27 protein-coding genes are annotated in these 24,694 nt (G+C 50.7%); 13 read left to right on the top strand and 14 right to left on the bottom strand.

The window, feature by feature from the left end; all coding sequences use genetic code 11:
• Positions 1–83 precede the first annotated feature (83 nt).
• From hpf to ABWW03_RS14655, 8 genes are all read right to left on the bottom strand, one after another.
• A complete protein-coding gene (hpf, locus tag ABWW03_RS14690; protein WP_166845834.1) occupies positions 84–374 on the bottom strand; it encodes a ribosome hibernation-promoting factor, HPF/YfiA family in 291 nt (96 codons plus the stop codon).
• Between the two features lie 142 nt (positions 375–516).
• Positions 517–2,073, bottom strand: a complete 1,557-nt coding sequence (locus tag ABWW03_RS14685) for an RNA polymerase factor sigma-54 (protein ID WP_353409405.1) — start codon at positions 2,071–2,073, stop codon at positions 517–519.
• 416 nt (positions 2,074–2,489) lie between these two features.
• Positions 2,490–3,215 (bottom strand): LPS export ABC transporter ATP-binding protein, encoded by a 726-nt coding sequence (lptB, locus tag ABWW03_RS14680; RefSeq protein WP_353409403.1) that lies wholly within the window; start codon positions 3,213–3,215, stop codon positions 2,490–2,492.
• Positions 3,216–3,223: 8 nt separating this feature from the next.
• Positions 3,224–3,769, bottom strand: a complete 546-nt coding sequence (gene lptA, locus ABWW03_RS14675; RefSeq protein ID WP_353409401.1) for a lipopolysaccharide transport periplasmic protein LptA — start codon at positions 3,767–3,769, stop codon at positions 3,224–3,226.
• Complete coding sequence (lptC, locus tag ABWW03_RS14670) at positions 3,759–4,337, bottom strand: LPS export ABC transporter periplasmic protein LptC (protein ID WP_353409399.1); 579 nt, start codon at positions 4,335–4,337, stop codon at positions 3,759–3,761. The genes lptA and lptC overlap by 11 nt, the downstream gene beginning before the upstream one ends.
• A gap of 14 nt (positions 4,338–4,351) precedes the next feature.
• The gene (locus ABWW03_RS14665; RefSeq protein ID WP_353409397.1) at positions 4,352–4,888 is read right to left on the bottom strand and encodes a KdsC family phosphatase; all 537 of its coding nucleotides are present in this window, start codon (positions 4,886–4,888) and stop codon (positions 4,352–4,354) included.
• A gap of 43 nt (positions 4,889–4,931) precedes the next feature.
• On the bottom strand, positions 4,932–5,897 hold the full coding sequence (locus tag ABWW03_RS14660) for a KpsF/GutQ family sugar-phosphate isomerase (RefSeq protein ID WP_353409395.1): 966 nt from the start codon (positions 5,895–5,897) through the stop codon (positions 4,932–4,934).
• Between the two features lie 122 nt (positions 5,898–6,019).
• Positions 6,020–7,003, bottom strand: coding sequence for a calcium/sodium antiporter (locus ABWW03_RS14655; RefSeq protein WP_353409393.1), 984 nt, complete (start codon positions 7,001–7,003; stop codon positions 6,020–6,022).
• A gap of 299 nt (positions 7,004–7,302) precedes the next feature.
• On the opposite strand from ABWW03_RS14655, the gene ABWW03_RS14650 reads away from it, so the two are divergent.
• The 11 genes from ABWW03_RS14650 to rhlB all read left to right on the top strand — a co-directional run bounded on the left by ABWW03_RS14650 (position 7,303) and on the right by rhlB (position 16,939).
• Positions 7,303–7,920: an MlaC/ttg2D family ABC transporter substrate-binding protein gene (locus ABWW03_RS14650; protein ID WP_353409391.1), complete on the top strand. Its 618-nt coding sequence runs from the start codon at positions 7,303–7,305 to the stop codon at positions 7,918–7,920.
• An 80-nt stretch (positions 7,921–8,000) separates the two neighbouring features.
• Positions 8,001–8,231 carry a BolA family protein gene (locus ABWW03_RS14645; protein WP_353409389.1) on the top strand — a complete coding sequence of 77 codons (231 nt, stop codon included), beginning with the start codon at positions 8,001–8,003 and terminating at the stop codon, positions 8,229–8,231.
• A 74-nt stretch (positions 8,232–8,305) separates the two neighbouring features.
• A complete protein-coding gene (gene murA, locus ABWW03_RS14640) occupies positions 8,306–9,568 on the top strand; it encodes a UDP-N-acetylglucosamine 1-carboxyvinyltransferase (RefSeq protein ID WP_353409387.1) in 1,263 nt (420 codons plus the stop codon).
• A 51-nt stretch (positions 9,569–9,619) separates the two neighbouring features.
• Positions 9,620–10,237 (top strand): ATP phosphoribosyltransferase, encoded by a 618-nt coding sequence (gene hisG, locus ABWW03_RS14635; protein ID WP_353409385.1) that lies wholly within the window; start codon positions 9,620–9,622, stop codon positions 10,235–10,237.
• 95 nt (positions 10,238–10,332) lie between these two features.
• Positions 10,333–11,643 (top strand): histidinol dehydrogenase, encoded by a 1,311-nt coding sequence (gene hisD, locus ABWW03_RS14630; protein ID WP_353409383.1) that lies wholly within the window; start codon positions 10,333–10,335, stop codon positions 11,641–11,643.
• Positions 11,644–11,817: 174 nt separating this feature from the next.
• Positions 11,818–12,168 (top strand): hypothetical protein, encoded by a 351-nt coding sequence (locus tag ABWW03_RS14625; protein ID WP_353409381.1) that lies wholly within the window; start codon positions 11,818–11,820, stop codon positions 12,166–12,168.
• A gap of 284 nt (positions 12,169–12,452) precedes the next feature.
• Entirely contained in the window at positions 12,453–12,914 is a 462-nt protein-coding gene (gene bufA2, locus ABWW03_RS14620) for a BufA2 family periplasmic bufferin-type metallophore (protein ID WP_353409379.1), read from the top strand.
• Positions 12,915–12,987: 73 nt separating this feature from the next.
• Entirely contained in the window at positions 12,988–13,848 is an 861-nt protein-coding gene (bufB, locus tag ABWW03_RS14615) for an MNIO family bufferin maturase (RefSeq protein ID WP_353409377.1), read from the top strand.
• Positions 13,841–14,620 (top strand): HvfC/BufC N-terminal domain-containing protein, encoded by a 780-nt coding sequence (locus tag ABWW03_RS14610; protein ID WP_353409375.1) that lies wholly within the window; start codon positions 13,841–13,843, stop codon positions 14,618–14,620. Before bufB ends, ABWW03_RS14610 begins: the two co-directional genes overlap by 8 nt.
• Positions 14,621–14,669: 49 nt before the next feature.
• Positions 14,670–15,329 carry an HvfX family Cu-binding RiPP maturation protein gene (locus tag ABWW03_RS14605; protein ID WP_353409373.1) on the top strand — a complete coding sequence of 220 codons (660 nt, stop codon included), beginning with the start codon at positions 14,670–14,672 and terminating at the stop codon, positions 15,327–15,329.
• A 161-nt stretch (positions 15,330–15,490) separates the two neighbouring features.
• Positions 15,491–16,939, top strand: coding sequence for an ATP-dependent RNA helicase RhlB (gene rhlB, locus ABWW03_RS14600; RefSeq protein ID WP_353409371.1), 1,449 nt, complete (start codon positions 15,491–15,493; stop codon positions 16,937–16,939).
• A 77-nt stretch (positions 16,940–17,016) separates the two neighbouring features.
• On the opposite strand, the gene ABWW03_RS14595 is transcribed toward rhlB, so the two are convergent.
• Positions 17,017–18,249, bottom strand: a complete 1,233-nt coding sequence (locus tag ABWW03_RS14595; protein WP_353409369.1) for a serine hydrolase domain-containing protein — start codon at positions 18,247–18,249, stop codon at positions 17,017–17,019.
• A 229-nt stretch (positions 18,250–18,478) separates the two neighbouring features.
• Between ABWW03_RS14595 and ABWW03_RS14590 the strand changes: the two genes are divergently transcribed.
• Positions 18,479–19,615 (top strand): alpha-hydroxy acid oxidase, encoded by a 1,137-nt coding sequence (locus tag ABWW03_RS14590; RefSeq protein WP_353409367.1) that lies wholly within the window; start codon positions 18,479–18,481, stop codon positions 19,613–19,615.
• A gap of 9 nt (positions 19,616–19,624) precedes the next feature.
• Here the strand turns inward: ABWW03_RS14590 and ABWW03_RS14585 are convergent, their stop codons facing one another.
• From ABWW03_RS14585 to ABWW03_RS14575, 3 genes are read right to left on the bottom strand one after another with little or no spacing between them, the layout of a single operon-like run.
• Positions 19,625–21,181 carry a DHA2 family efflux MFS transporter permease subunit gene (locus tag ABWW03_RS14585; protein WP_353409365.1) on the bottom strand — a complete coding sequence of 519 codons (1,557 nt, stop codon included), beginning with the start codon at positions 21,179–21,181 and terminating at the stop codon, positions 19,625–19,627.
• A complete protein-coding gene (locus ABWW03_RS14580) occupies positions 21,171–22,268 on the bottom strand; it encodes an HlyD family secretion protein (protein ID WP_353409363.1) in 1,098 nt (365 codons plus the stop codon). The genes ABWW03_RS14585 and ABWW03_RS14580 overlap by 11 nt, the downstream gene beginning before the upstream one ends.
• Positions 22,269–22,291: 23 nt before the next feature.
• A complete protein-coding gene (locus ABWW03_RS14575) occupies positions 22,292–22,759 on the bottom strand; it encodes a MarR family winged helix-turn-helix transcriptional regulator (protein ID WP_353409361.1) in 468 nt (155 codons plus the stop codon).
• 182 nt (positions 22,760–22,941) lie between these two features.
• On the opposite strand from ABWW03_RS14575, the gene ABWW03_RS14570 reads away from it, so the two are divergent.
• On the top strand, positions 22,942–23,712 hold the full coding sequence (locus ABWW03_RS14570) for an enoyl-CoA hydratase (protein WP_353409359.1): 771 nt from the start codon (positions 22,942–22,944) through the stop codon (positions 23,710–23,712).
• An 85-nt stretch (positions 23,713–23,797) separates the two neighbouring features.
• Here the strand turns inward: ABWW03_RS14570 and ABWW03_RS14565 are convergent, their stop codons facing one another.
• Together ABWW03_RS14565 and ABWW03_RS14560 are read right to left on the bottom strand one after the other, a co-directional pair.
• Positions 23,798–24,331: an energy transducer TonB gene (locus ABWW03_RS14565; protein ID WP_353409357.1), complete on the bottom strand. Its 534-nt coding sequence runs from the start codon at positions 24,329–24,331 to the stop codon at positions 23,798–23,800.
• Between the two features lie 108 nt (positions 24,332–24,439).
• Positions 24,440–24,658 (bottom strand): DUF3820 family protein, encoded by a 219-nt coding sequence (locus ABWW03_RS14560; RefSeq protein WP_353409494.1) that lies wholly within the window; start codon positions 24,656–24,658, stop codon positions 24,440–24,442.
• Between the last annotated feature and the right edge of the window lie 36 nt (positions 24,659–24,694).

The following is a 24,694-nucleotide window of genomic DNA, read 5'->3' as shown; positions in this document are numbered from 1 at the left end:
ATAGCCGATTCGACGGGTGGCTGTGTTAAGTTTTTAAGATTTTTTAGACACCCCTCCGGATGGAGGGGTGTAAATGCGGTCGCTTAGCGATGGGCGCGAATCTTTTCCTTATGCTTGATCAGTTGTCGATCAAGCTTGTCGGAGAGCTGATCAATAGCGGTGTACATGTCTTCGGAAGAGGCATCGGCAAAAAGGTCTTTACCGCTCACGTGAATAGTGGCTTCGGCTTTCTGGATCAATTTGTCGACAGAGAGGATAACATTGGTGCTGGTTATTCGGTCATGGTGCCTGCTTAATTTCTCCAGCTTGTTATTGACATAATCATGCATGGCCTCAGTTACATCTACATGGTGGCCGCTGATATTGATTTGCATAGGCAGATCCTCGTGTCGTTGCGTGGATGTCGGTTTAGCCGACGTTAAAACATAATCACAAGATCTTTTTCTTGAGTCTAACAAGTTAGACAACAAAGGTCTTGCAGATTATCCCTTAACTTGATGCGAATCATAAAAATTTTTACACCAAACGTTTGCGTTCATTGGATGGCGGAATATTTAATGACTCACGATATTTTGCAATGGTTCTTCGTGCGACTTTAATGCCTTGTTCTTCCAGCAGTTGGGTGATTTTATTATCACTCAAAGGCTTTTTCGGATTTTCTGCAGCAACCAGTTTTTTAATGATCGCTCGAATCGCGGTTGAGGAACATTCTCCGCCAGAACTTGTCGCAACATGGCTGGAGAAAAAATATTTCAATTCAAAAATTCCCTGAGGAGTGTGCATGAATTTCTGCGTGGTCACTCGGGAAATTGTGGATTCGTGCATGTCTACTTCATCGGCAATGTCATGCAGAATCATTGGCTTCATGGCCTCTGGGCCGTAGTCGAGAAAACCTTGTTGTTTTTCAACAATACAGCTGGCAACTTTTAATAAAGTTTCATTGCGGCTTTGCAAGCTTTTTAGAAACCAACGTGCTTCCTGCAGATTGTCTCGCAGGAATGTGTTTTCGCTGCTGCTGTCGGCGCGCTTAATCAGCGCGGCGTAACTGTCATTGATGCGAATCTTGGGTGCGATTTCGGGATTCAGTTGTACCATCCAGCGCCCTTCCTGCTTGCTCACAAAAACGTCGGGTACAACGTATTCGGCTGTGCTGGCACTGATGCTGTCGCCAGGACTGGGGTTGAGTGACTGAATGATTTCAATGACATGTTTAAGCTCGGCCTCTTTCAGCTTTGCTTTTTTCATGATGGTTTTATAATCGCGATTGCCCAGCAGGGCAATGTGTTCGCTGACCACTGTTTTGGCCGCTTCAAGGTAGGGCAGGTCGGCGGGCAATTGGCGCAGTTGAATCAGCAGGCAATCGGCCAGGTTTTCACCGGCAACGCCAGGTGGATCAAACTGTTGTACACGATGCAAAACCGCGAGGACTTCGTCAATTTCCAGCTCGCTGTCATCTTCATTCAGTTGATCACCCAAGCCCTGAAAAATGTCATCAGCACTGCTATCGAGTAAGCCATTGGGTTGCACGGCATCAATAATCGCCATCGCAATAATGCGGTCGCGGTCCTCCATTGGTGTCAGGTTTAATTGCCAGAGCAAATGATCTTGCAGGCTTTCACCAACGCTACGGCGGGATTCGAAATCATTTTCATCGTCAGGGGCCGGGGCGGAACTGGCAGGACCGCTGCTTTGATAGACCGCGTCCCAGTCGGTATCGACGGGTAGGTCCTGAGGAATGGATTCATTCCATTCGCCTTCGCTGTCAGTTTCCTGGGATGTGCTGTCTTCGGCGTTACCGGCACTTAAATCTTCCGGGCCTTGGCTTAAGCCCTCGGGCTCGGTGTGTTCGGTCTTTTCGGCTGTATGGTTCTCGCCGTTGTCACTGCTTGTTTGCTCTTCGCTGCTGCCGTCCGCTTCATTCTCGTTAATTTCCAGCATGGGATTGGATTCCAGGGCTTCCTGGATCTCTTGCTGTAGGTCGAGTGTCGAGAGCTGTAACAGGCGTATGGCTTGCTGCAGCTGCGGTGTCATGGTGAGCTGCTGGCCGAGCTTAAGTTGGAGCGACTGCTTCATTGAAACTTCTAGAGTCCTTAGCCCAAGAGAGCATTGTGGCCCGGCGCCGTTGTTGCGGCGATAAAGACCGATAAGGCGAATGCATTCAGGCTATCGAACCTTGAAACTTTTTACAAGCAAAAATTATGCCGTTTTAGGCGTTTTTGATTATAAGGATAAGAGGCTTAAGAAGGAGTTTTGATAACTCGAAATAAACAGCAGAAGAGCGGTGTGGATGCTGGCAGCTAAAAGAGAATTTTGGCTGGCATACTGCGGCTTTGTTCTCTTGAGTGTAGTTTATGAGGGTAAATTTTCAAGGGCTTTTTGGCGCAGTATTTTTCTTGATCGAAAAATAAACGTTCAGGTGGGAAGTGAGTTTGAGGAGGCGCGCAACGTTGGTAGACGTTGCGCCAATTCAATCTTCGGTCCCGCTTGCGTTACAGGGTGAAGGTTTCGCCGAGGTAGACTTTACGCACCTTGGCATTATTCAGCACTTCACTGGGGCTGCCTGAGGCGATGATTCCACCTTGATTCACGATGTAAGCGGTTTCACAAATGTCCAAGGTTTCACGTACATTGTGATCGGTGATCAGTACGCCAATGCCACGACTCTTAAGGTGGGTGATGATGCTTTTGATGTCACTTACAGAAATTGGGTCAACGCCAGCAAAAGGTTCATCCAGCAATATGAAGTCGGGTTCGGTGGCCAGGGCACGGGCAATTTCCACTCGTCGACGTTCACCACCGGATAGGGCCATGCCAAGGCTATCGTGAATGTGTGTGATATTGAATTCTTGCAAGAGGCCTTCCAGTTTTTGTAACTGTTGCTCGCGGTTCAGGTCCTTGCGGGTTTCCAGAATTGCCCAGATGTTTTCGCTGACGGTCAGTTTGCGAAACACCGACGCTTCTTGAGGCAGGTAACCAATGCCGGCTTTGGCCCGTTGATCAATCGGCAGCATGGTGAGGTCGCGCTGGTCGATACAGACTTTACCTTTGTCGGCATTAACCAGACCGGCAATCATATAAAAACAGGTGGTTTTGCCAGCGCCATTTGGGCCCAGCAGACCGACAATTTGGCCGCTTTCGACACTCAATGACACATCGCGGACGACAGCTCGCCCCTTATAGCTTTTGGCCAAATTGGCCGCTGACAGTACAGGCATATATGGGCTTATTGTTCTTCGCGATTAAGTTGTTTGGCCGGGATAACCACTTGAATGCGGCTATTGGGTTTGTTGTTGCCTTTGTTTCCTTGGCCGGTAGCAGTTGCCATGGAGGCACGCACATCGTAATCAATACGGTGACCTTTCATGGTTGCACCATCCTGCAATAGGTAGGCGTTATCGAGTAAATGCAGGGTTTCTTTTCCAACCAGGTACTCAATGGTATCGGCTTTGGCGATGACCAGATCTTTTTCGGCATCAGGTTTCTGTTGATATTGAGCCTGGCCTTTTTTGCCCTTGGCGACAATGCGGCTGACTTTTTTCTCAAGATTGAAAATGGTAACTTTATCCGCGAGGATTTTCATGCTGCCTTGATTGATAATGACATTACCCTCATAAATAGTAATGCCTTTGTTTTTATCTATTTCGGCTTGGTCCGCATCTACATAAATGGGCTGGCGGGCATCTTCCGGTAGGGCCCAGGCGCTCATGCTGGGAGCGAAGCCAAGAAGCAGTGCCAGCAGCAGTCGATTGAGCTTACGGTTAAAATTCATGTACACCTCTTACGCGCTGTTTCAGGCGTAATGTTTCTTTGTTGAGATTGGCCTCCAGGCCAATGGCTTTGATAGTGTGACCGCCGCTCGTGATAATAACAGCTTTGTCTGTTTCTACGTAATCTCGCTTGGTATGTATGACGAGTTCATCGGTATTAAGTTCATTGCGTTGACCGTCGTCATTTTCCTGCCAGCCTTCAACATCTTTCGTTAAGATGATTTTGCTGCCATCTGAGTTGCTTCGCCCGGTTTTGGCGCGAATATACCAGGGTTGTCGTCCTGGTGCATGCAGGGTGATTTCCGGGGAGGTGATATCCGCGTGATCGTTATCTTGCTGGCGGCCAGGGGTGACTTGGTAATGCACCACTTTCGCCGCTTTGATCTCGTAATCCAAATGACCGGATTCATCAAAATGCTGGCTGTGGCTGTCAATCATATAGGCTGCAGGGAACTCGGCCTTGCTGTCTTTTTTCGCACCGCTCAGCAGCGCAGGAGGAGACTCCCAGATCACCAGGAAGAGTACTGTCAGGGCAATGAGCAGCAGCAGCGATATCCAATGCTTGGGCATCTATACACCCTTGCTCAAAGATACGGTGCCAGCGCGGCATCAAAGCTGCCCTGGCATTGCATAATGAAATCACAGGCTTCGCGTACGGCGCCTTCTCCGCCGCGTCGTTCACTTTGCCAGATGGCGTGTTCTGCAACGACCGGATGAGCGTTGGCGGGGGCCATGCCCAGACCGACACGTCGAATCAGGGGAAGGTCCGGATAGTCATCGCCCATATAGGCAATGTCGGCAAAATCGACATCCAGCTTATGTTCGGCAAGTAATTCATTTAAGGCGGTGAGTTTGTCTTCGCGGCCCTGTTTCAGGATCTGAATGCCCAGGTTGCTCGCGCGGTTCTGGACCAACTGACTGCTCCGCCCGGTGATAATGCCAACCTTAACGCCTGATGCCTGGAGCATTTTAATGCCCTGGCCATCCAGGGTGCTGAAAGATTTGAATTCGCTGCCGTCGTTGCCAAAGTACAGTCGTCCATCGCTCAATACGCCATCGACATCGAGCATGAGCAGCTTAATGGCTTTGGCGGCATCGTTAGCGGGTAGGGTTTGTGGCATGTGTCTCAATCCTTAGGCTTGCGTCAGGTGATGCGTGTTGTGTTTACACTAATCCGGCTTTCAGAAGATCGTGCATATGCAGCAGACCAACCGGCTGTTGCTGCTCGTCTTCAACGACCAGAGCCGTAATTTTCTTTTCATCCATCAATCCGAGTGCCTCGGCCGCGAGTCGATTCTGGTTGATCGTCAAGGGTTTGGCTGTCATGACGTCGATCATTGTGGCGGTATTAAAGTCGATGCCTTGGTCCAAGCTGCGGCGCAGATCGCCATCGGTGAAGACGCCCAGTAATTCCTGGCCGTCCATGACGGTGGTCATACCGAAACCTTTGGCGGTCATTTCCATCAAGGCTTGGCTGATTAAGGCGGATTTTTCGACGCGGGGCAGTTCTTTACCACTGTGCATAATGTCTTCAACCTTCAGCAGCAGTTTTCGCCCGAGTGCGCCTCCTGGGTGGGAGAACGCGAAATCTTTTGCGGTAAAACCGCGCGCTTCGAGCAGCGCTACCGCCAGTGCATCCCCCATGGCTAAGGTGGCTGTGGTGCTGCAGGTCGGTGCAAGATTCAGAGGGCAAGCCTCTTGCTCGATACTGATGTCCAGGTGGGCGTGAGCGGCTTTTGCCAGGGGCGATTGATTCTGTCCGGTCATGCTGATCAACGGGTTGCCCATACGCTTGAGCAGCGGCAATAAGGTGATCACTTCGGCGGATGAGCCAGAATTGGAAATTGCGATGACCACGTCATCTTTGGTGATCATGCCCAGGTCGCCGTGGCTGGCTTCGCCTGGGTGAACAAAAAAGGCCGGTGTGCCTGTGCTGGCCAGAGTGGCCGCTATCTTGCCACCGATATGGCCGGATTTTCCCATGCCGGTCACAATCACTCGGTGTTGGCAATTGAGAATCATCTCGCAGGCTTTGGCAAACTCGCCGTCTATGCGCTCCGCGAGAGCGGTAACCGCTTGGGCTTCCAGCTCAATGGTGCGTTTTCCCGCTTCGATTAAGGTGTCACTCATTCCCATACCTAAGATTTCGCTGAAACAAAACCGCTATTATAACGACAACCCGCCGTCGCAGCAGCTCTTTGAACCTGAGTGACGGCGGCAGTTCCTGTTAAGAAGGTTAAATTTGCGCTGTTTTACAGAGCGCCAGAGGCAAACAGCCAGTAGTAATAGGCGCCGTAGAGGCTTAAAAAGATTGCGCCCATGCTGCGCCCAATGCGGTTTGTCTCTGTTGCGGTGCGCAGGCTCCAGGCAATGGCGAGGGCAAGCAAGACGGTGATCAGGGCCATGGAGAGATAGTCGCGGCTCAGCAGTTCCGGGCTGATCTCGATATTAGCGATCAACGCCGGGGTCGACATTACCGCCAGGATATTGAACATGTTGGAGCCGATGATGTTGCCAATAGCAATGTCGTGGTGCCCCTTCAGTGCGCTCACAATAGACGCGGCCAGTTCAGGGAGACTGGTGCCAACGGCGAGCAGGGTCAGGCCAATAATCAGTGGGCTGACCCCGAAATCCAGAGCAATTTGCTCGGCACCCCATACCAGGACTCTCGAGCTGGCAATCAATAGAACCAGTCCGACCGCAAACCAAATTGCCGCGGCTTTATTGCTGAGATCCGGAATTTCCTCTTCTTCTTCGGCTTTTTCTTTCGGGCTCATTTCCCGTTGCTGGCGCTGTGACATGATGTAAATCAGAGGGATGATTGAGATCAACATCAGGGCCGCTTCCCAGGTTGCAATGTGCAAATCCCACAAGACCAGACCGGCGACGGCGGTGATGGCCAATAAAAACAACATTTCGTTGGTGATGAGGTGTTTTTGTGTGGGCAAGGGAGCAACCAATGCGGTCACCCCCAGAACCAAGCCGATATTGGCGAGATTGGACCCCACGGCATTGCCAATCGCCATATCACCGATGTCATTCAGTGCGGCATTAATGGCGACTAGAATTTCGGGCGCTGAGGTGCCGAAGGATACGATGGTCAAGCCGATAATGAGTTTGGATACCCCCAGATTGCTCGCGGCAGCTGCACTGCCTGCAACAAATCGATCGGCACTCCATACCAGCACGGCAAGTCCTCCAATCACGGCAATCCAGGCAAGCAATAAATCGGGCATCGGTGTGTGTATCCTCTATAGAACAGGGTCGGCAGAACGGGGGCGGATGGTATAGCGCTGCCGTGTCGGCTTCAAGTCGGAACGGTTGGCAGGCGAATAATTGCCCATAAAAAGCCTTTGTATGTGTCCTGGCGGCATAATTTTAGACGGCGCCTGCCAGAAAGTGGGAACCAAGAGTTTAGCCAATAGTCATATTGGCAGCGATATTATGGTTATAATAACGCCGCCCACGGTCCCGACAGGCTATTAGCATAGGTGGTTTTGTGGGCAAAACCCAGAAACAGCAAAGGCAAAATAAAATGATACGTGCTCTGCAAGTAGTTTGGATTGGTGTATTGGCAATCTGTAGTAGTTTTTCCGTTCAGGCGGCCGAGAGTCAAGCCCATGATTTGGTTCGCGATGTGAGCCAGCAAGTAGAGACACTGTTGGCGGACTATCGCGCGGGTAAGTTGGATGGTGAGGAGGCTCTGAATGCAGGGGTTGCTGATATCCTTGAGCCTGTAGTCAGCTTTAAGCGTATTGCCGCTGGAGTCATGGGCAGCCATCGTAAAACGGCCTCGAAAGAGCAAAAGGCCGCATTCCTTAAGAAATTCAAAACAGAGCTGATCAGCACCTATGCGAAAGGCATGGTAGGGCTGGGTGAGTTCAGTATCACCGTGATCGACCCAACCGAAGACATCAGTGGTAAGCGTCGTGTCTCCGTATTGCAGGATGCGGTCACTGATAAGGGGAAAACCCGTATCGCTTACACCATGGCCCAGTCTCGCAAAACCAAACAGTGGAAGCTGATTAATGTGGTTTTGGATGGCGTGAATATGGGCAAAACCTTTGCCGGTCAGTTCGATGATGCGATGAAGCGTCACAATCAGGATCTGGATACGGTAATTGCTACTTGGGGTAGCGACTCGGAGGCATAAGGGCCTTGGGTCAATCCCCAAAAACAGGTGAAATATAGCCGCGCATTCATTACACTAGCGGGTTTTTACAGGGGCCCGCTATGCAAGCCGAAGAAATCAAAGCGCTGATCGAATCTCAGCTATCAGACTGCCAAGCTGCCGTGGAAGTTCAGGGCAGTCACATCGCCCTCGCTATTGTGAGTCCAGACTTTGAAGGACTCAGCAAGGTAAAGCGACAGCAAAAGGTCAATGCCATCTTATTTGATGCTATCACCAGTGGTACGATCCACGCGATCGATCGTATCGATGCCCGTGCCCCTTCGGAAATATAAGCCTTGGCCCATTGGGTTGAGTCCTAAGATGTTTTGCAGGTTCCTGCTAATGGGCCTGAGAGTTTGGACACACTATGGATAAATTAATCGTTAATAGCAGCGAGCCGCTGGATGGTGACATCCGTATCAGCGGAGCAAAGAATGCCGGCCTGCCGATTCTGGCCGCCACTTTGCTGGCCGACGGCCCAATGCATATTTGCAATCTTCCTCATTTGAATGACATTACCACTATGCTGGCACTGTTGCGCTGCATGGGGGTGGGGGTCACCATCGATGAGAAGATGTGTGTCGAGGTCGATCCGAACTCAATCACGGATTACACCGCACCTTATGATCTTGTGAAGACCATGCGTGCTTCTATCTTGGTGCTGGGCCCGATTTTGGCTCGCCATGGTGTGGCCAATGTGTCTTTTCCTGGCGGTTGTGCCATTGGTAGCCGTCCCGTGGATATTCACTTGCGTGGCCTGGAAGCCATGGGTGCTGTAATTGAAGTAAGCGATGGCTATATTCGTGCCCGCAGCAATGGCCGTTTGAAAGGTGCCCATATCTTTATGGACACTGTGACGGTGGGTGGTACTGAAAACCTACTGATGGCTGCGGTTTTGGCGGATGGTAAAACGGTACTGGAAAACGCCGCTCGTGAACCAGAAGTCGTGGATCTGGCCAATTGCTTGATCGCGATGGGCGCTGATATTGAAGGTGTCGGTACCGATACATTGGTTGTTCATGGTAAAGAGCGCCTGAACGGCTGTACCTTCCATGTGATGCCTGACCGTATCGAAACCGGCACTTTTTTGGTGGCTGCTGCGGCCAGTCGTGGTCGTGTGAAATTACGCGATACCCGTGCCGATATCCTGGAATCCGTGTTGCTTAAATTAGAAGAGGCCGGTGCCCATCTAAGTTCAGGCGACGACTGGATCAGCCTGGATATGAAAGGTAATCGTCCGAAGGCGGTGAATTTACGCACCGCCCCATACCCCGCTTTCCCGACGGATATGCAGGCCCAGTTTACAGCGATGAATGCTGTAGCGGAGGGAACGGGCACGGTTGTTGAGACAATTTTTGAAAACCGCCTGATTCAAGTTCATGAGCTGAATCGTATGGGCGCCAGTATTACACTCGAAGGCAATACGGCAATTGTTACCGGCGTAGAGCGTTTGAAAGGTGCTCCCGTGATGGCCACTGATCTGCGCGCCTCTGCCAGTCTGGTGATTGCGGGCCTGGTGGCAAGTGGTGAAACCCTGATCGATCGCATTTATCACATCGATCGCGGTTACGAGTGCATTGAAGAAAAACTGCAACAGTTGGGCGCCAATATCAGGCGTGTACCTGACTGACCCTGGCTGGATAACCGGCCAGGGCAACCATAGCAAGCAAAGAAAAAAATTATGTTAACCATAGCCCTGACCAAAGGTCGCATCCTCAAAGAAACCCTGCCTCTGCTGGCCAGTGCCGGCATTGAGCCGGCGGAAGATATCGCCAGCAGTCGCAAACTGCAATTTGCCACCAACCAGAACGATGTTCGTTTGCTGGTGTTGCGTGGCGTTGACGTTCCTACCTATGTTCAATTCGGTTCAGCTGATCTTGGTGTTGCCGGTAAGGACACGTTGATGGAGTCTGGCAGCGACAATCTTTATGAACCCCTGGATCTTGGTATTGCACGCTGTCGTTTGATGACCGCTGGTATCAAGGGCGTGCCACCCAAACAAGGCCGCATCAAAGTTGCCACCAAATACGTCAACGTTGCAAAACGTTATTATGCCGAGCAGGGCAGACAGGTGGACATCATTAAACTTTATGGCGGAATGGAGCTGGCTCCTTTAATGGACCTGGCCGATGAAATTGTCGATATCGTTGATACCGGAAATACTTTGGTCGCGAACGGCCTGGAAGCGCGGGACCATATTGCCGACATCAGTTCACGCATCATCGTGAACAAAGCTTCTATGAAGATGAAGCATCAAAAAATTGAACATATTCTGGATGCTATTGCCGACGTTCTGTAGCGCGGCTTTTCTATTCCGACTTTCTGGTCTCGACGAATTTCAACGGGACCAGATGGTTTCAATGACCTAAAAATCTGCAAATAAAAGACACCATCATGAGCTGTGCCATAGCAAGACTAGATGCGAATAGCGCTGACTTTGATCGCGCCCTGGATACACTGCTGGCTTGGGATTCTGTTTCTGATCCCGCTGTGAACCAAGCGGTGGATGACATTCTCACGGCGGTAAAAACAGACGGTGATCAAGCGGTACTGCGTTTCACCGAAAAGTTTGATCGTCTGAGCGCTGGAAGTTTCGCCGAGTTACGAGTGCCGAAAGCGCGTTTACACGCTGCATTGAGTGTGATCGATGCTGAACAGCGTCAGGCTCTTGAAATCGCTGCCGAACGTATTCGAAGCTATCACGAGCATCAGCGTCAGGATTCCTGGCAGTACCGCGAAGCTGACGGCACCGTGTTAGGTCAGCAAATTACGCCCCTGGATCGTGTGGGACTATATGTGCCGGGGGGCAAGGCCAGCTACCCATCATCTGTTTTAATGAATGCGATTCCTGCCAAAGTTGCGGGCGTGCCTGAATTGATTATGACTACGCCCACCCCGGGGGGTGAAGTGAATGAGATGGTGTTGGCGGCTGCAGCGATCGCCGGTGTTGATGAGGTCATTTGCATTGGTGGTGCGCAGGCCGTCGCCGCTCTGGCATACGGCACCGAAAGTCTGGCCAAGGTCGATAAAATTACTGGCCCCGGTAATATTTTTGTCGCCACGGCCAAACGTGCCGTCTTCGGCCAGGTTGCAATCGACATGATTGCCGGCCCTTCTGAAATATTGGTTTATTGTGACGGTGGTACAGATCCTGATTGGATTGCGATGGATCTGTTTTCTCAAGCAGAGCACGATGAACAGGCTCAATCGATTCTGATTTCCGAAGACTCGGATTTTCTGAATCGTGTGCAGGAAAGTATTGATCGTCTGTTGCCGGATTTGGCGCGCGAAGCGATTGCTCGAGCGTCCCTGGAAGGGCGTGGCGCCCTGATTCAAGTGGCTGATCGTAAACAAGCAGTTGAAATTATTAACCGTATAGCGCCTGAGCATTTGGAGCTTTCCGTATCCGATCCCGAAGCCATGCTGCCAGATATTCGCCATGCTGGCGCTATTTTTATGGGACGTTACACAGCCGAAGCGTTGGGCGATTACTGTGCTGGTCCAAACCATGTTTTGCCCACCTCCGGCACCGCTCGATTCTCGTCTCCACTGGGTGTTTACGATTTTCAAAAGCGCAGCTCCTTGATAATGTGTTCTGCTGAAGGTGCCTCAGCGCTGGGTAAAGTGGCCTCACCGCTGGCTCGTGGAGAATCACTGGAAGCCCACGCAAGATCGGCTGAATATCGGATCTTGCCAGAAGATTGATTGGCTGAATGCTTTTGCCGATGTTTCAGTTGGCAAACGCATTCTGTGACAGTTTGTCTTGGTCTCTTTAGGAAATTCACTCGAATTTCAAACTACCCCATCCTCCCCTTCTGTACTATATTGACTACAACTTGAACGAAGTGCGCGTGATATCACTTCACAAAGGAGTAGCCAATGAACCCCCTTTCTCAATTCTCAGTATTTGCTTTTGTGTTGTTGTCGAGTGTTATGGCCCCTCAGCTGAGTGCCCAGGATGCTGGCGAGCGGCTGGTTTGGGATCAGCAGGAAAATGTTGAGGCCTTCTGGGAGCGTTATCTTGCCTCTCGGGGTGGGCTGAGTTGGGAACGTTCAGTTCATTATCCAGAGTACGGCCAGGTAAACGAGGGTGATACTTTTATGGTAGAGCTGGAGCAGGGGCCGTGTTTGATGGAGTTTTTTCACAGCCGTTGGCGCCGTGCCAATGATGTTTGGCGTTGGGGTGAGGCCATGAATAATTATGGCGGTTGTCCTTATGTTTTTGATTAGATGAACTCGATGTTAATCAGGACCTAGTACTTAGTTGGTTTTTAATACTTGCACTATGCTACGCAAGTTTTAGTTTTCTTTGGGGGAGGCGGCTTGGTGTGCCAGAGGGGGTTCTAGCCTTAGGTGCGTCGAATATTCCCGCCATTATATGATTATCCCTCCGTGATAATTTCGTTAGTTTTGCCTCTTACACTATGCTCGTCTTCATCATAAAAGCCCTGTGGCCGGTGACGGCGAACCTTTATGACAACGTTAGATAGACACAACCCAGAGGAAGAAAGCTCATGAGTCAACATCAACGCTTATTGCGCGGCGCCGGTTTAGCAGTAGCGGCTGCAGGTTTAGCGGCCTGTGGTCACACTCAGACAACAGCTCAGCCAAGCACAGCATCTGCTGAAAAAACCGACCTGATCCACTGTTATGGTGTGAACGTTTGTAAGGGTCACAACGATTGTAAAACAGCCAGCAATGCCTGTGCCGGTCACGGTTCGTGTAAAGCTCAAGGTTTTGTCGCCATGCCGACCAAATCTTGTGAAGATGCTGGTGGTAAAGCCAGTCGTGAGTGGGTAGGTGAAATTGCTCGCGCTGATCTGATTCATTGCTACGGCGTGAACATCTGTAAGGGCCATAATGCTTGTAAGACCAAAGAAAATGCCTGTGCTGGTCACGCCAGCTGTAAAGGTACTGGTTTTATCGAAGCTCCAGCCAAATCTTGTAAAGATATTGGTGGAACCGTCGGTAAGTAAGCGACGATTTGGTGCCCCATTCTTCCTGAGTGGGGCATGACAGCTTGGGGTAAGCTGAAGGGTAGGAAGACAAGTGGATACACAAAACGATCATTATCTTGGTTTCGGTTTAGGTTTGCGCACGGATCATTTTGAGGAAGTGCTACAAGGCCAGGCCAATGTCGATTGGTTTGAAGTGATCTCAGAAAATTTTATGGTCGGTGGCGGGAAACCGTTGTATTACCTGCATGAGATTCGAGAACAGTACCCCATTGTAATGCATGGCGTTTCCATGTCTGTGGGATCGACTGATCCACTGGATATGAATTATTTACGTCGTTTGAAAAAACTTGTGAATGACGTAAAACCAGCCTGGATTTCAGATCATTTGTGCTGGTCTCAACTCGGTGGCATCAACAGCCATGATCTGTTGCCAATGCCCTATACCGAAGAAGCCCTGAAGCATATTGTCGGCAATATTCGACAGGCACAGGATTTTCTTGGTCAGCAAATGCTGATCGAAAATGTTTCCAGTTATATCAGTTATAGCGAATCGGCTATGACGGAATGGGAATTTTATTCGGCGGTTGTCGAAGAAGCTGATTGTTTGATGTTACTGGATATCAACAATATCTATGTCAGCGCCCGAAATCATCATTTTGATGCCGAAGATTATCTGAAGGGTATTAATCCCAAACGTGTGCGCCAAATGCACTTGGCCGGACACAGCGATTATGGTGACTATATTATTGATACCCATGACCATCCGGTGGTGGATTCTGTTTGGCAGCTGTATGCCAAAGCGATCGAGCGTTTTGGCCCGGTCAGCACCATGATTGAGCGAGATGATGATATTCCGGCTCTGGGTGAATTGATTGCAGAACTGGATCAGGCGCGTGCGATCAGCGCCCGGGTTTTGTCTGCCGGTGAATCGTCAGGTGTCGCCCATGGCTGATTTACAGCAGCGGCAAGAACAGATGATGGCCTACCTGCTTCGCGGCGACAATGAGATTGCTGGGCACGTCACCAGCAATGAGCAGATTAATGGCGATCAGCGATTACAGATTTACAGCAACGGTTATCGTTTGCGCCTACAGGAAACTCTGGCGGTAGATCACGATATCCTGGCGGGCTATATGGGCGACGATGCTTTTGCAGCCCTGTGTAAGAGCTTTATTGAGGTGAACCCTTCGCGGCATAAATCTCTGCGTTATTTTGCTGATACTCTGCCGGAGTTTTTAGCGGAGCATTATGCGGATTATCCTCAATTGGCTGAGTTGGCGGCGTTTGAGCGAGCTTTGATGTTCAGTTTCGACGCTGAAGAAAATGACACGCTGCCCGCCGATTTTTTACAGTGTTTAGCGCCGGAGGCGTGGCCCGCTTGCGAAATGAGTTGGCACCCCTCATTGCATATTTTTGCCAGTGACTACAATACGGTGCCAATCTGGCAGAGTATCAAACAGGAACAGGTGCCGCCCGCACCTGTGGAACAAAAAAGTATTTGGGCGATATGGCGTAATCCTGAACGCCTTACCCAGTTTCGTTCATTGCAGGGCAGCGAACTCAGTTTGTTGCAGGCATTGGCGAGCGGCGAAAATCTCAGCCATGCTTGCGAGCATCTACTGGATTTTATGCCCGAAGAAGACATACCCGGTTTTCTGCAAGGCAATTTGCAGAGCTATATTGTGAGTGGAATGCTGTGTGCAGCCACTGAACGGAAGATTTAACATCCCGAGGCCCCAGTTTGCTGGACCGACGTTATTAGGAGAATAAACCATGTCTGCCATTTCGAGTTTGAGTGCGCTGTATTACCGCACGGTGAATGCTTTTCAACATGCTGACGGTTTGCCGGCGCTGCTATTGCGTCTTTATTTGGCGCCAATTTTTATCACGGCCGGTTTGCACAAGATTAATCACATCGAAGATATTATTTCTTGGTTTGCCAACCCGGATTGGGGGTTGGGACTGCCGGCGCCTGAGCTGATGGCCTATCTGGCGGCATACACTGAATTTCTGGGCGGCTTTGCCTTACTGTTTGGCTTGGCCACTCGGTTAGTGGCAATTCCTTTGATGTTCACCATGATTGTCGCGGCGGTTACCGCCCATTGGGACAATGGTTGGTTTGCTATTGCGTCCAGCAGTCAGGAAACCAGCATTGCCTACGTATTGGACATGGTAGGATTCCCTGGCGCGAAAGAAAGCCTGGAAAACAGTGCTGAAGTTGCCACTCGTCTGGGGGCCGCAAAGGGAATTCTCCAGGAGCATGGCAACTATGGCTGGCTCACAGGGAAGGGCGGTTTCGTGATACTGAACAACGGTATCGAGTTTGCGGCGACCTACTTCATTATGCTGCTGAGTCTGTTCTTCACCGGTGGTGGTCGCTATGTGAGCGCCGACTACTATATGGGCAAGGCTTTCCCAGCAGCCAACGCTTAATACCTTCATCGGGGGCTGTTCAGGCCCCCGGGTTTCCACTCCGGCAATGTTGTTTTCCCGTCGCTGTCCTGCCCGAATTGGGGAGCGGATTCTAAAGGGAACAATTCAATGACAGTCGTGTTATACTCCGCCGATTATTTTATCCACAATAGGGCTGTATTTTGATCGGCAGGTTGTTTAAGCGTAAATCCGCTGCCCCTGAGGCAGAAAAAACCAAGGCTCCTAAGCAGGAACAAGCCCCAAATAAGGCGGCTAAAGCCCCAGCTGACAAGGGAGGCGAGGCTAAAAAACCACGCAACCGTCGTCGTAAGCCCAAACCTAAGAAGCCCGCAGCCCCTTGGGATATCAGCCAGTTTCAGGTGGAGCCTGCAGAAGGCAAAACCCGTTTTCATGACTTAAACCTGCACAATGACTTGATGCACGGCATTGCTGATCTGGGTTTCCAGTATTGCTCTCCAATCCAGGCTCAATCTTTGCCACACAGCCTGGATGGCCACGATGTTGTTGGTAAGGCCCAGACCGGTACCGGAAAAACAGCAGCATTTCTTTTGACCATTATCGATGACATCCTGCGTAACCCGCTTGAGGGTGAGCGTTATGCCGGTGAAGCACGAGCTCTGGTGATTGCACCCACTCGGGAGTTGGTGATCCAGATTGCTGACGATGCTAAGGCCTTGGTTAAGCATACCGATTTGCAAGTCCATACGCTGGTTGGCGGTATGGATTATGGAAAGCAGCAGCGCAAGCTGGAAGATTCTTATGTTGATATTCTGGTGGCGACCCCAGGTCGACTGCTGGATTTCTGTGGCAATCGTGATGTTCACTTGGATCAGCTCGAAATCATGGTGATTGATGAAGCGGATCGCATGCTGGATATGGGCTTTATTCCTCAGGTGCGCCGTATTATTCGTCAAACGCCCAAGAAAACTCACCGTCAAACTCTGTTGTTCTCCGCAACCTTTACCCAGGATGTCCTGAATCTTGCGGAACAGTGGACGATCGATCCGGTCATGATTGAGATCGAACCCGAGTCTGTTGCGACGGATACCGTGACCCAAAAAGTGTATATGTTGGCAACGGAAGAGAAGTACACCCTGCTGTACAACGTACTGAAACAGGACGATGTTGAAAGTTTGATTGTGTTCGCGAATCGACGGGATCAATGCCGACGTCTGCATGAAAAGTTGGAAGTACATGGTTTCAAAGTCGGCATTTTGTCAGGCGATGTACCCCAGAATAAACGTGTAAAAACCCTGGAAGGTTTCAAGAGTGGTCAGCTGAATGTGTTGGTCGCCACCGATGTTGCTGGCCGTGGTATCCATATTGATGGCATCAGTCATGTGGTGAACTATACCCTGCCGGAAGAGCCGGAAGATTATGTTCATCGAATCGGCCGCACCGGTCGCGCGGGTCGTTCTGGAACCTCGATCAGTTTGGCCTGTGAAGATGATGCGTTGCGTCTTGAACCCATCGAGACGCTACTGGGTGACAAGTTGAAGTGTGAAGTCCCGCCGGAAAATTTACTGGAGGCGCATCCTCCGTTGCCCGCCAGAAAACGTCAGTCCAATCAAGGGCAGCAGCGCCCTCGTTCCAATGGGCGCCGCCGTTAATCACGCTTGATGAAACAAAAAAGCCAGCATTCATGCTGGCTTTTTTGTTTGTGCTTTTTCCGTATTTATTGAGCTTTTCATCCCGCGTCGCTGGCTTTAGCAATCGCTCGGAAGAGTGCCAGGGTTTTGGGAACAGAATCGTATTCGTCATCGGTGTAATGCGGATTGCCCGACAGTTTGACGATGACCAGCTCACGCGCTGGATCGATGTATATGTATTGGTCGTAAATGCCTACGGCCATAAAGACACCGGGGTGTTCGGGAGTTGCTGGCGGTAACCACCACTGATAGCCGTAGCCCCAGTTGTCCATTGAACGCTCGTCTTCTTTGGCCTTCAGGTGAGGGGCGTCGGTCTTGAGTGAGTCTTGCATCCATTGGGCCGGAATAATTTGTGTGCCGCCACGCTGACCGTTTTGCAGGGCGAGTTGACCGAAGCGTCCGTAGTCTCTCAAGACCGCGTTCAGTCCACCCAGTACCATCTCCATATCGTAACTGTCGGTAACCCAGTAGGCATCGGATTCAGCTCCCATAGGTTGCCACAGCTTCTCTTGCATGTAATCGCTGATGCTTTGGCCGGTAGCTTCACGTAAAATCATGCCCAGGACCTGAGTATCGATACTTACGTATAAACGACGCGTGCCGGGGCTTACTTCGTTTTCCAGGCTGGCAGCAAAATCGTCGAAGCTTCCACCTAAAGCCAGAATGCGACCAAACCGATTGATGTCAGAATTCAGGTCGGCGTAATCTTCATTGAACTTCACGCCGGAAGACATCTGCAAAACATCTTTAATGCGTACCCCTTCATAGCCGCTGCCTTTCAGTGAAGGAACATAGTCGTCGGCCTTTTTTTCAATATCGATTTTACCTTCAGAAACGGCCATACCGAACAAGGCTGAAATAAAGGACTTGGCGACAGAGAAGGAAATGTGGCGATCGGTCTCGGTTTCATCGCGGTAGTAGGTTTCCAAACGAATCTTGCCGTGCTGCAGTACCAATAAACTGCCTGTGTGAGTGTAGTGGAGATACTCTTCGCTATTGAGGCGTTCGCCGTGGTAGTCGAAATTTTCAGGCAGGATCAAGGTGTCGCCTTTTTCCAAAGGCCAAACATGGTTTCCAGCGCTGACATCGCGAGACAAATAATGCTCATTGGAGTTGCGCATGTTCTCCACAATGTTGGCTTCGTCAAACAGAGTCAGGCCATGATGTATACGTTGAATCTCAGTACGGAAGAACAATGCGACCAACGCCAGAATAGTAAGAATACTGAACAGAAATTTGCCGACACTAAAGCCTTTTTGTGTTCGCAACATAAGTGAGTCTCGATTTATTGTTTGCGCCACATTGTAGCGACAAAATGAGGATTCACCATAGTTCTCAACTCAAATTTGCCGGGCGCACCGGCAGGGAAGTCAAAGTATCGGTTAAAACTGCCGAGAACAGGCGAATGCTGTCATCTATGTGACAGTATTTTCGTCATTGGGCCGCTAGGCTATGATCTATAGTGCCAATAATATTCATAAAATACGTTTGAGGCTCGTTATGACCACTGTTGTTGAAATCAATGATCTTAAGGAATTGGCTCGCCGCCGAGTACCCAAAATGTTTTTTGAGTACGCCGATTCAGGTTCTTGGACTGAGTCGACCTATCGAGCCAATGAAGCCGATTTCAATAAAGTGTATCTGCGCCAACGAGTGGCGGTGAACATGAGCGATCGGAGTCTTGCTGGGAGTATGGTAGGCCAGGATGTCAGTATGCCCATTGCCTTAGCCCCCACGGGACTCTGTGGTATGCAGCATGCTGATGGGGAAATCCTCGCGGCCCAGGCGGCAGAAGATTTCGGTGTGCCCTTTACGCTATCGACAATGAGCATTTGTTCTCTTGAGGCGGTGGCGGCAGCAACTCGCACGCCTTTTTGGTTTCAGCTGTACGTCATGAGGGATCGTGGCTTCGTTGGGGAGCTGATCGATCGAGCAAAGGCTGTCGGTTGCTCGGCGCTGATGTTAACTTTGGATTTGCAAATTTTGGGTCAGCGCCACAATGACATCCGCAATGGTTTGGGCAGTTTCGGACCCAAACAAATTCTTCAGCTGATCTCCAGGCCGCGCTGGTGTCTGGGCATGGCCAAAAGTCAACATAAAGGCTTTGGCAATATTCAAGGACATGTCAACGGTGTGGCAGACAATAATTCGTTATCAGAGTGGGTTGCCGGCCAATTTGATCCGGATTTGTCCTGGGATGATATTGCCTGGATTAAAGAGCGTTGGGGTGGGCCACTGATTCTAAAAGGCGTGCTCGACACCGATGATGCCAAGCGTTGCGTCGATGTTGGCGGCGATGCTCTGGTGGTATCCAATCACGGAGGTCGTCAGTTGGATGGCGCACGTTCCTCTATTCGAGTGTTACCGGAAATTGTTGAGGCGGTCGGCGACGATATTGAAGTTCAATTCGATGGCGGAATACGCAGCGGCCAGGATGCCCTCAAGGCGATGTGTCTGGGTGCGAAGGGCACCTACATTGGGCGTCCTTTTTTGTATGGTCTAGGAGCTATGGGGAAAGAGGGCGTAACTAAGACCCTGGACATTCTACGCGCAGAAATGGATACCACCATGGCGTTGTGCGGTGAGCGGCAACTCAGCAGCATGGGCCCTCACAACTTGGATGGTATTGAATTTTAGCCGATACCGTTAGCGAGGTTTCTGGGCTAAAAAGAACACCGGCACAATAAGCAGGGTAAAGAGTAGGGCGCTGAGCGCGAAGGTGTCCTGAAAGGCCAGAGTGGCCGCTTGGCGATAAAACTCTTTGCCCATCATTCCAGTGGCAAGTTCAATTTGCTGAAGGTAGTCGATACCCAATTGTTGCAGGTAGGGCATGATCTGTTGAACCGCGAACACCGATTGTTGATTGCCTTCATTTTGCTCCGTCAGGATATGCGCCATATGAAAACTGCTACGGCGTTCCAGATAAATCGCACACAGATTCACGCCTAGCGCGCCCCCAAACTGACGAATGAAATTGCTGGCGCCGGAACCCTGGCTCAGTTTCTCTATCGGCAGATGTTTGAAAGACGCCACCGTAAGTGGAGGCATAATAAACCCCATACCAATACGCCCGACAATCACCCACCAGGTGAAAATAATAAATGGGGTACGGAAGTCTGCAGCGGCCGTCAACCAGCAGGAATAAGCGAACAAAAAGATACCGGCCGCGATCAAAAAACGGGGGGATATTTTATCGGCCAGGCGCCCGGCGATGGGTAATGAGATTCCCAACATTATTCCGCCGGGCAACAATACCAAGCCTGCCTCGGTAGCGCTCAGTCCTTGAATGTTTTGCAGGAACAGGGGAGCGAGATAGAAGCTGCTGTATAAACCGGCCCCGAACACGGCGGCGACAATGGCGGCTGGCACGAAACCCCGGTAGCTGAAGAGGCTGAGGTCAAGTAGAGGCTTGCTGGCCTGTTTTTGACGGCGAATAAATGCATAGCTGAAGATGGCAAAAAGCGCGTAGCAGATCAGTGAGTAATCTGATGTCCAGCCCTTACTTTGCCCTTTGCTTAGGGCCAGCAACAAAATAAAAATGCCCGCACTTAAGGTGGCCAATGCAAATAGGTCGAGTTGGGCTCTCGGTCCACTGTGTTCCCGCTCAGGCATAAATTGTAGGGTGAGGAGGGCCCCAGCTACGGCCATCGGTAGGGGCAGTAAAAAGGCCATGCGCCAATTGAACGCATCAACAAGCAAGCCCCCCAGATACGGTCCCAGGGCCGGGGCCATAACGACGATGATGCCGAATAAGCCCATGGCGGTGCCCTGTTTTTCCGGTGGGAACACTCGGCTCATAACGTAGGTGGCCAAGGGCATGAAAATACCGCTGGCTGCGCCTTGAATGATGCGAGAAGTAATCAGCAATTCGATGTTGCTGCTTATGGCACCAAGCACTGAACTGGCTGAGAAGAGCGCTAAAGCCCCTAACACGGTTCGGCGAATACCCCAGGACTCAATCAGCCAGGCGGTGATTAACATTGTGATGGTCGACGCGGCGAGATACCCAGAGGAGATCCATTGTGCCGTGCTTTGGGTGATGCCGAAGGCACCCATTATAGGAGGGATGGCTACATTGACGCTGGTGCTGCTCATGGCGGTCGTAATAGCACCAATGCCAATCGTCACAACCGCGAACCAGCGGTAATTTTCGCCGTAATGGGCAAACAGTGCGTCGAAGCTGTGGCTGTGATTACTGGTCACGGGTATCAATTTCGACTTCGACCATCATGCCTGGTTTGAGCAAGCCATCTTCTTGCTCAATAGCGAGGCGCAAGCTCAGACGTTGGGTGACCTTGGTGAAGTTCCCACTTGGATTGGGGTTGGGAAGCAAGGCAAACTGACTGCTGGTGGCGTGGTCGATCCGCTCAACAACTGCGGTGAACTGTCTGCTGGGGTACGCATCAACGGATACGGTCGCTTTATCGCCCACGCTGACATGACGCACTTGGGTTTCTTTGATGTTGGCTTTGATCCAAATGTCATTGGGATCGTGCAGCATTAATAAGCGGCGACCCGCTGGCATAAACTCGCCAGCATGAACAAAGGTTTTATCAATCACGGCGGTTTTGAGTGGGCTGTAAATTTTTCGATCGCTCAAAGCAATTTCGGTATCATTTTTCTCAACGTGTAACAGTTCAAGCTCTCGAACGAGAATGCCGAGGGTCTTGGTTTGAATTTCCCGTTCCTGCAGCGCGGCTTTGGCCTGTGACATGGCGGATTCCAATTGGTGCAGCTGGGCTTCGGCTTCATCGTAGGCGTGGCGGGATTTTGAATGCTCCAGTTGAGCATCTTCCCACACCTGTGCGCTGATGAGTTTTTTCTGCCACATGCGTTTGGAGCGCTCAAAATTGGATTCAGCCGCCGTGACCACAGAAGCGGCTTTTTTCAGCGTGGCTTGACTGCGCTCAACCGCTGCGACACTGGCGGCGAACTGATTGTCCACATTACTTCCGACCAGCTGCAACTGTGCTCGGGCGCGTTCAATGGCTAACTGCTGATTGGCAATTTTTAATTCAATGGTTTTTAAGGACAGCTCCGTCTGTCGGGAGTCCATTTGTATCAACAGTGTGTCTTTTGAAACGGTTTGCCCACCACTTGCGGGCATGTCGACAATCCATCCGGGTACGCGGCTGGAAAGGGAAACGATATTACTGGCGATGTGGGCATCGTCCAGATAAATCGTGTAACTGCGTTTATAAAGCCAGCTTGCCACTAAAACAACAGCCAGTAGAAGGCCTGCCATCATCAATGGACGCTTGGCCTTGGCCAGGGTTTTGCTATCGCTCATAAAAACCTCTGCTTTTAAAAACCTTAACGGTCTCGAAGCATATTCAGCTTCATATGATTTAAATTTTGTGACAGTTGCATGCGTCGAACTTTGCTCAGTCCTTCGAGTGCTTGTTGGGCGAGTTCAACGGTCAGCTTGTCGATGTCGGGCAGCAGTTCCAATGCTTTTGCAGTGCTGTACACCAGGCGTCGACGTCCATCTTTAGGATCAGGGCGGCGTTCGATTAAACCGGACGACTCCATTTTGTCGATAATGATGCCCAGAGGGGCCTTTTCCATGCCAAGATTTTCGGCGAGTTCGGTTTGGCTTTGCCCATCCTGGCGGGCCAAGCGGATGAGAATGCGGGATTGGGAGCGGCTCAGCTCAAAGCCTTGCAAGCGCAGCCGGCGGTTAAATTCATTGGTCATGATGCGGGTTAAATCATTGATTAACCAACAGAGCTCCTGCTCGCCATCTTGCTCAATATCCATTCCGAGTTGGTGATGTTGCATAGAGTGATCCGGTTTTTGGGGCGACTATTAGTAATGTATGTTACTAATTTGAGTGACTTTTACACTGGTATAAAGTGTCGAATTAAAGCCTGAGGTCGACGGCTTTGCGCTTTTTCGTCAATTTCTCTGGTCAAGCTAGGTCGTATAATTTGTGCGAATACTAATTAAAGACGGAGCCGATGATGACAGACGATATTAACATCCAGCTGGAAGGACGCAGCCTTCACATCATTATGGATCGCCCCAAGCGCAAGAATGCGCTGACAATGGCTATGTACACTGCCATGGCGGATGCGATCAATGATGCTGCTGAAAATGACGAAATTCGCAATATCGTATTACGTGGCGAAGCCGATTGCTTCACCAGTGGCAACGATCTGGAAGATTTTATGAAAAACCCGCCACAGGGAAACGATAGCCCGGTGGCGACCTTCATGCGGAATCTCTACAACTGTCCCAAGCCGGTCCTGGCTGCGGTGGATGGGGATGCCGTGGGGATTGGCACCACGATGCTGCTGCACTGTGATTTGGTTTATGCGGCCGATTCAGCACGTTTGCAAATGCCTTTTGTGAAATTGGGTTTGTGTCCGGAATACGCGTCCAGCTATCTGCTGCCGCGAATTTGTGGCCATGTAAAAGCATCTGAGTTGTTACTGTTCGGTGAGCCCTTTGATGCCCAAACTGCAAAAGAATGTGGCTTGGTTAATGACGTGGTTCCCGCGAGCGATTTGTTGTCACTGGTGCGCGAAAAGGCCGATAAGTTGGCCAAGCAGCCACCGGCCGCCATTCGTAGCACCAAGCAATTATTGCGTGGGCCTCGCCGACAGGAAGGCAGTGATGTGATGGACGAAGAAATGGTACTGTTCGGTCAGGGACTGCAAGGTCAGGAGTTCGTGGAAGCCGTGACCGCATTTTTCGAAAAGCGTGATCCGGATTTTTCACGCTTCAATTAATTCGTTCAGGCCGCCGTGAAAGCCACGCGGCGACCTAACAGAAAACGTTGAGAAGAGCTGTGTTGTGAGACTCAGCTCTTTTTATTTACGCGGCAAGCAGGCGATCGTAGCGTTTGCTTAGCAGGTCGTAAAACTTCTCTCTTTGAGTCGCGACTTCCTGTTTCAGACTGACGATGTCGTTTTCCTTGATGTCCTGACGACCAACGAAGACCTCTTTTCGAAAGTGCGCGATTCTGGCGCCGTACAACCTCAGGCTACGTTCCATCAGTTTTTCACCCAGCATCAACAGGCGAGTTTCGGCATCGGCCAATTTTTTGAATTCCTTTACCAGCTCGGCATTGACCTGGGACAGTTCCTCACGGCGACCCGATGGCCATTGCTCGCCAAATCGATAGGATTCAATCACTAAGGCAGAATACTTCGCAAAGATGTGATTCACTTGCCCCACATCGGAGGAAATCGCTTCCAGCATATCGACTCGTCGGTCGCCGCTCTCCAGCTTATCCTGATACACATCTTTTTGACGCATCACGACCCAGGTGCTGACACCTGCGATAATGGCGCCCAGGGCAATATTGATAGAGGTTTCCAGCATAGGCCAGTAATTTAAACTTTCCATGGTGCACAACTCTGTGTCGATCAGTTGACGGAAAATGAAGACTCGGCATTAACAAAGCACAGTTTGTGCCAAGTGTGCGGAAAGCGTGAAGCCCAGACAGGGAGAGGGTTAATGGATGTGGGGAATATTGCCTTTGCGCAGTGGCTCCAACAAATACTCAAGGCCATTGAGTTTAATTTGGTACAGCAAGGCCAGCTGGCGCCCCAGCTTGCCTTCAGGGAAGCCCTGTCCGTTCATCCAAACCAGATAGGGCTCCGGCAGATCGGCCAGGATGCGCCCCTGATACTTGCCATAGGGCATTTGCTGCCGTACCAACTCCAGCAACATGCCGGGATCGAGATCATTCACTCTGAGTGTTGCCCC

This window comes from Pseudoteredinibacter isoporae (genome assembly GCF_040372805.1).
Taxonomy (GTDB): Bacteria; Pseudomonadota; Gammaproteobacteria; order Pseudomonadales; family Cellvibrionaceae; genus Pseudoteredinibacter; species Pseudoteredinibacter isoporae_A.
This window is presented reverse-complemented; position numbering and strand designations above follow the sequence as displayed.

Coding starts and splice junctions, on each gene's coding strand:
- hpf (WP_166845834.1), bottom strand. CDS start 374: ATGCAAATCAATATCAGCGGCCACCATGTAGATGTAACTGAGGCCATG.
- ABWW03_RS14685 (WP_353409405.1), bottom strand. CDS start 2,073: ATGAAGCAGTCGCTCCAACTTAAGCTCGGCCAGCAGCTCACCATGACA.
- lptB (WP_353409403.1), bottom strand. CDS start 3,215: ATGCCTGTACTGTCAGCGGCCAATTTGGCCAAAAGCTATAAGGGGCGA.
- lptA (WP_353409401.1), bottom strand. CDS start 3,769: ATGAATTTTAACCGTAAGCTCAATCGACTGCTGCTGGCACTGCTTCTT.
- lptC (WP_353409399.1), bottom strand. CDS start 4,337: ATGCCCAAGCATTGGATATCGCTGCTGCTGCTCATTGCCCTGACAGTA.
- ABWW03_RS14665 (WP_353409397.1), bottom strand. CDS start 4,888: ATGCCACAAACCCTACCCGCTAACGATGCCGCCAAAGCCATTAAGCTG.
- ABWW03_RS14660 (WP_353409395.1), bottom strand. CDS start 5,897: ATGAGTGACACCTTAATCGAAGCGGGAAAACGCACCATTGAGCTGGAA.
- ABWW03_RS14655 (WP_353409393.1), bottom strand. CDS start 7,003: ATGCCCGATTTATTGCTTGCCTGGATTGCCGTGATTGGAGGACTTGCC.
- ABWW03_RS14650 (WP_353409391.1), top strand. CDS start 7,303: ATGATACGTGCTCTGCAAGTAGTTTGGATTGGTGTATTGGCAATCTGT.
- ABWW03_RS14645 (WP_353409389.1), top strand. CDS start 8,001: ATGCAAGCCGAAGAAATCAAAGCGCTGATCGAATCTCAGCTATCAGAC.
- murA (WP_353409387.1), top strand. CDS start 8,306: ATGGATAAATTAATCGTTAATAGCAGCGAGCCGCTGGATGGTGACATC.
- hisG (WP_353409385.1), top strand. CDS start 9,620: ATGTTAACCATAGCCCTGACCAAAGGTCGCATCCTCAAAGAAACCCTG.
- hisD (WP_353409383.1), top strand. CDS start 10,333: ATGAGCTGTGCCATAGCAAGACTAGATGCGAATAGCGCTGACTTTGAT.
- ABWW03_RS14625 (WP_353409381.1), top strand. CDS start 11,818: ATGAACCCCCTTTCTCAATTCTCAGTATTTGCTTTTGTGTTGTTGTCG.
- bufA2 (WP_353409379.1), top strand. CDS start 12,453: ATGAGTCAACATCAACGCTTATTGCGCGGCGCCGGTTTAGCAGTAGCG.
- ABWW03_RS14610 (WP_353409375.1), top strand. CDS start 13,841: ATGGCTGATTTACAGCAGCGGCAAGAACAGATGATGGCCTACCTGCTT.
- ABWW03_RS14605 (WP_353409373.1), top strand. CDS start 14,670: ATGTCTGCCATTTCGAGTTTGAGTGCGCTGTATTACCGCACGGTGAAT.
- ABWW03_RS14595 (WP_353409369.1), bottom strand. CDS start 18,249: ATGTTGCGAACACAAAAAGGCTTTAGTGTCGGCAAATTTCTGTTCAGT.
- ABWW03_RS14590 (WP_353409367.1), top strand. CDS start 18,479: ATGACCACTGTTGTTGAAATCAATGATCTTAAGGAATTGGCTCGCCGC.
- ABWW03_RS14580 (WP_353409363.1), bottom strand. CDS start 22,268: ATGAGCGATAGCAAAACCCTGGCCAAGGCCAAGCGTCCATTGATGATG.
- ABWW03_RS14575 (WP_353409361.1), bottom strand. CDS start 22,759: ATGCAACATCACCAACTCGGAATGGATATTGAGCAAGATGGCGAGCAG.
- ABWW03_RS14570 (WP_353409359.1), top strand. CDS start 22,942: ATGACAGACGATATTAACATCCAGCTGGAAGGACGCAGCCTTCACATC.
- ABWW03_RS14565 (WP_353409357.1), bottom strand. CDS start 24,331: ATGGAAAGTTTAAATTACTGGCCTATGCTGGAAACCTCTATCAATATT.
- ABWW03_RS14560 (WP_353409494.1), bottom strand. CDS start 24,658: ATGTTGCTGGAGTTGGTACGGCAGCAAATGCCCTATGGCAAGTATCAG.